Genomic DNA, 5,106 nt, shown 5'->3' on the forward strand with positions numbered 1-5,106 from the left:
GACGTTATTCTAACAAACCGCCTTGGTACGGATCCGTATGCCGGGTGGTGTGAGAGGACAGATAGGGAAATAATCCCTATCTTCCTACTCGATTACCTCAATAAAGGTTGTGCTATCTTATGGACGAAGCCACAAAGAATAAAAAAAAGGGCTGAAATTTAAATTTCAGCCCTTTTGCAATAATATCTATATGTATTATTCTACTTCGAATAAATCAGAAATAGAGGAGTGTTGATTGACACTTTTGATTGCCTTAGCAAATAAATCTGCTGTCGATAATACTTTGATTTTTGTAGAAGCTTTAGCTTTCTCTTCATTCAATTGAATGGTGTCCGTAACAATCATTTCGCTCAACACAGAGTTTTCAATTGTTTCGTAAGCCTTACCGGATAATACAGCGTGAGTACATACCGCTCTTACCGAATTGGCACCATTTTCCATAATCAATGCCGCCGCTTTAGAAAGTGTACCTGCAGTATCACAGATGTCATCGATTAATACTACATCTTGACCCGTTACATCACCGATGATAGACATAGATTCAATCTCGTTCGCACGTTTACGACGTTTGTCACAAATGATAACTTCAGCATTAAAGAATTTAGCAAAAGTACGTGCACGGTATGAACCGCCCATATCTGGAGATGCAATTGTTAAGTTAGGAAGATTTAATGATTTGATATAAGGAACAAAAATCACCGATCCATCCAAATGATCTACTGGGATGTCAAAAAATCCTTGAATCTGAGCAGCGTGCAAATCCATTGTCATAATGCGACTTGCGCCAGCAGCAGTAATCAAGTTTGCAATCATTTTAGCACCAATAGCTACACGAGGTTTGTCTTTACGGTCTTGACGAGCAAATCCAAAGTATGGAACTACCGCAGTGATGTAGTGAGCTGAAGCTCTCTTCGCTGCATCGATCATCAATAATAATTCGAAAAGATTGTCGGTAGGTTGGTTGGTAGATTGGATTAGGAAAACGTCACTTCCTCTTACAGATTCGTTGTAGAATGGTTGAATTTCGCCGTCACTGAATTTCGATAAAGTCTTTTCTCCTAAAGCTTTCCCGTAAGATTGGGCGATTTTTTCTGCTAGTTCTTGAGTTCCTGAACCTGCGAATAATTTAACCGTGTTAAATTGCAAAGGCATGGTGTTGATTATTTATATGTTATGAATGATGCACAAAGTTAGCCAAATGAAATCGAAAATAAAAAGACTATCGTGAGAAATAAAAACCATTAGACAGACGGGAGGAGGTTAGCGTAAAAAGAAAAAGAGAGCTACTAAAATGTAACTCTCTTTCGTTGTCCGACCTGGATTCGAACCAAGACAAACAGTACCAAAAACTGTCGTACTACCCTTATACTATCGGACAATCCTCTGAACTCTTCTAGACTGGTCTAGAATCTTGTTCGTTGTGCAAAGATAAAAACATTGATCAATATGTCAAAACATTTTGATAATTTTTTAAATCTTTTTAGAACAAAAAAGAGAGATACATCGTATCCCTCTTTTGTTGTCTCACCTGGATTCGAACCAAGACAAACAGAACCAAAAACTGTCGTACTACCCTTATACTATGAGACAAACATTGTCTAACTGCTGTTTCTTATGTTTCTTGTTTGACGATGCAAATATACGCTGTATTTTGAATTCGTCAAATTTTTTTTGATTCCGAAATGTATCCTTCTTGATTTTCAGGGGGATATTTTTTTCAAGACTGTCAAAGACTTCTTTACATTCCCCTTTAAAATTGTAAAGCAGTGTTAAAATATGATTTATTTGTTCATTTGTATCAATGTATTCCTTATTTTCGAAGCAAGTTTTTAAAAACAATTAACCGTTTAAGAATGAACTTGTGAACGTATTTGGAAAATATTTTAGGCCAAGCTTCTCTCAAGGGATTCTATAGCGCAATTAACACTTATGATGAATTACAACAAGATCAATAATCTACTAGGATGGTTATGTGCTATCGTAGCTACTCTTGCGTATGTTGTTACTGCTGAACGTACAGCCAGCTGGTGGGACTGTGGTGAATTTATTGCTTCTGCGTATAAAATGCAGATCGTACATCAACCTGGTGCTCCATTATTTTTGATGATTCAAAATATATTCTCGAATCTGGCAATGGGTGACAAAACTCAAATTGCCTATTGGATGAATATTGGCTCTGCGGTGAGTTCGGGGTTAACGATTCTTTTCTTATTCTGGTCTATTACAGTATTGGGGCGTAAAACTTTCGTCCGTAATGCGGATATATCGACTCCACTGACGCAAGTGCAGACCATTGTGGTCATGGGCGCAGGCTTGGTAGGAGCATTAGCATACGCTTTTACCGATACGTTTTGGTTTTCGGCCGTAGAGTCGGAAGTATATGCGATGTCATCTCTGTGTACTGCAGTAGTGTTTTGGGCTATTTTGAAATGGGAAGCACGTGCTGATGAACCTCATGCGGATCGTTGGTTGATCTTTATTGCGTATGTAATGGGATTGTCTATTGGCGTTCACTTATTGAATCTATTGGTTATCCCGGCTATTGCATTAGTAATCTACTTCCGTAGAGCTAAGCAGGTGACTACAGGCGGCGCCTTCAAAGCTTTTATGATTGGCGTGGTGGTGCTCGGATTTATCTTGTGGGGCGTGATTCAATACTTAATTAAGTTTGCCGCTTTCACGGACTTGTTCTTCGTGAATACTTTAGGATTAAGTTTCGGAACTGGCGTTACATTCTTTGCTTTATTAGTGTTGGGTGGTCTAGTATTCGGTATTTGGCATTCTATCAAGAAAGTAAAACCAATTTTAAACATTGCTTTGGTTTCCTTAGGATTTATCATTTTTGGATATAGTTCATTTGCAATGATTACTATCCGTGCCAAAGCGGATCCTACATTAAATAACTCTGATCCAGATAATGTTTTTACCTTCTTAAGCTATCTGAATCGTGAGCAATATGGTGATGAGCCATTGATCAAAGGTAAATATTTCGATGCCAAACCTACGGATGTATTTGATGCTGGGAATGTGTATCGTAAAGATAAAGACCGCTATGTAGTAGCGAGGAAGAAAACCAAATACAGCTACGATAGAGAAACATTATTCCCTCGTATCTATAGTGATCGTGGTGAACACGCTAATTTTTACAGACAGTATTTAAATTTAGGTCCTGAAGAGAAACCTACATTTGCGGATAACCTTAAATTTTTCTTCGGTTACCAAATAGGACATATGTATTTCCGCTACTTTTTATGGAATTTTGCGGGAAGACAAAATGATGTACAAGGTCATGGCTCAGCGCTCGAAGGAAATTGGATATCGGGTATCAAACCTATTGACAACACGTTTGTCGGCGGTCAAAGCGCTCTTCCGACTTCCGAAAAAGAAAATCCATCCCGTAATACTTATTTCTTCCTTCCGTTAATAATCGGATTTTTGGGTGCTTACTGGCACTTTGGTAAGAATCAGCGTGATGCGGGTGTAGTGCTATTATTGTTTTTCTTTACAGGTCTTGCGATTGTATTATACCTTAACCAGCCTCCTTTGCAGCCGCGTGAGCGGGATTACGCTTATGCGGGATCATTCTATGCGTTTTCCATTTGGATAGGTATGGGCGTGATTGCCATTTGGGAATTATTGTCTAAAAAAGTAAATGCAAAATCAGCAGCCATAGGAGCTACAGCGCTGGGTGTGTTGGCATGTCCTGTGTTATTGGTTTCTCAAAATTGGGATGATCACAATCGTTCGGAAAAATCATTATCGCATGATATGGCGCTAAACTATCTTGAATCGTGTGCGCCAAATGCCATCTTATTCTCTTATGGGGATAATGATACGTACCCATTGTGGTATCTGCAGGAAGTCGAAGGTATACGTACCGATGTGCGCGTAGTTAATTTGAGTTTGTTATCCTCCGATTGGTACATGCGTCAGATGATGAAAAAAGTGAATGATGCAGATGCATTGCCAATCAACATCGACCCGGAAAAAATTAAAGACGGTGTACGTGATGTGATTTATTATTACGATTACCAAATTCCAGGAAATTTAGATTTGGAAGATGCATTAAACATTATGCTTTCAGACGATCCAGCTAATAAAATGCAGACACAATCTGGCGAAAGTATCAACGTGTTGCCAACTAAAAATCTTAAGCTAAATGTTGATAAGCAAGCGGCACTTGCGAATAAGGCTGTTCCAGCGATGTGGCAAGATTCTGTGGTAGATTCATTGACATTTACTTATCCAATGGGATATGTTTCACGTGCTGAATTGTCCGTATTGTCGATATTAGCCAATAACAATTGGAAGAGACCGATATACTTTACGACGACCACTCCTCAGCAATTTTACCTAGGTCTAGACCGTTACTTGGTGTCCGAAGGTTTTGCATTACGTTTAGTGCCGGTTAATACAAACGTGGAAGATGCTGAGCAAGGTGCAATTCAATTTACTGAATCGGTATATGACAAGATAATGAACAAATATAAGTGGGGAAATATAGGCAATGCAAGCTATTTGGATCCTGATTCATACCGTTATCTGACTTTCTTCTTGAGTTCGATTTTTGGAGAGACGGCACAAAACTTATTACAACAAGGGAAGAAAAAAGAAGCGCATGATGTCGTATTGAACGCTTACCAAAATCTTCCGAAGAAAGTATATCAAATGGGAGAAGCTATGAGCTACATTTCTCTGTTGGATGCGATGTACCAAACTGGAGAATCTGCCAAAGCAAAAGAGATATCTTTGCGTTACTTAAAGTATATTAAAGAGCATATGCATTATTTGAGTTCAAATCACTTGATCAAAGATGTGACTTCTGAGCGCAATGCACGCTTAGCCTTAGTTGGTCTTCAGCGTATCAAAATGATAGGCGATCAATATAAAGATACAGATGTGCAAAATGCCACAGCAGAGCTTTGGAAGCAATATAGTTATGTATTCGGAGAAGAATAGTGAGATAACTATTACTAAATATTATACAGAAGAGGGTGCTAAAAGCATCCTCTTTTTTGTGTGCCCAGCATGTGCAATAACTCTAGGGTGTAAGTCCCGAACACGCCTTTACAGTGGGAAGTGTTAGCTTAGGACAAGGGTGTCCAC

At 38.8% G+C, this 5,106-nt stretch carries 2 protein-coding genes; one reads left to right on the forward strand and one right to left on the reverse strand.

What is annotated here, in order from left to right; translation table 11 throughout:
• Nucleotides 1-195: 195 nt before the first annotated feature.
• Nucleotides 196-1,152, reverse strand: a complete 957-nt coding sequence (locus tag EDC17_RS16480; RefSeq protein ID WP_132779308.1) for a ribose-phosphate pyrophosphokinase — start codon at nt 1,150-1,152, stop codon at nt 196-198.
• Between the two features lie 777 nt (nt 1,153-1,929).
• Here EDC17_RS16480 and EDC17_RS16490 point away from each other — a divergent pair.
• On the forward strand, nt 1,930-4,959 hold the full coding sequence (locus EDC17_RS16490) for a glycosyltransferase family 117 protein (protein ID WP_243646188.1): 3,030 nt from the start codon (nt 1,930-1,932) through the stop codon (nt 4,957-4,959).
• Nucleotides 4,960-5,106: the final 147 nt, after the last annotated feature.

Source organism: Sphingobacterium alimentarium, from assembly GCF_004342685.1.
Classification (GTDB): domain Bacteria; phylum Bacteroidota; class Bacteroidia; order Sphingobacteriales; family Sphingobacteriaceae; genus Sphingobacterium; species Sphingobacterium alimentarium.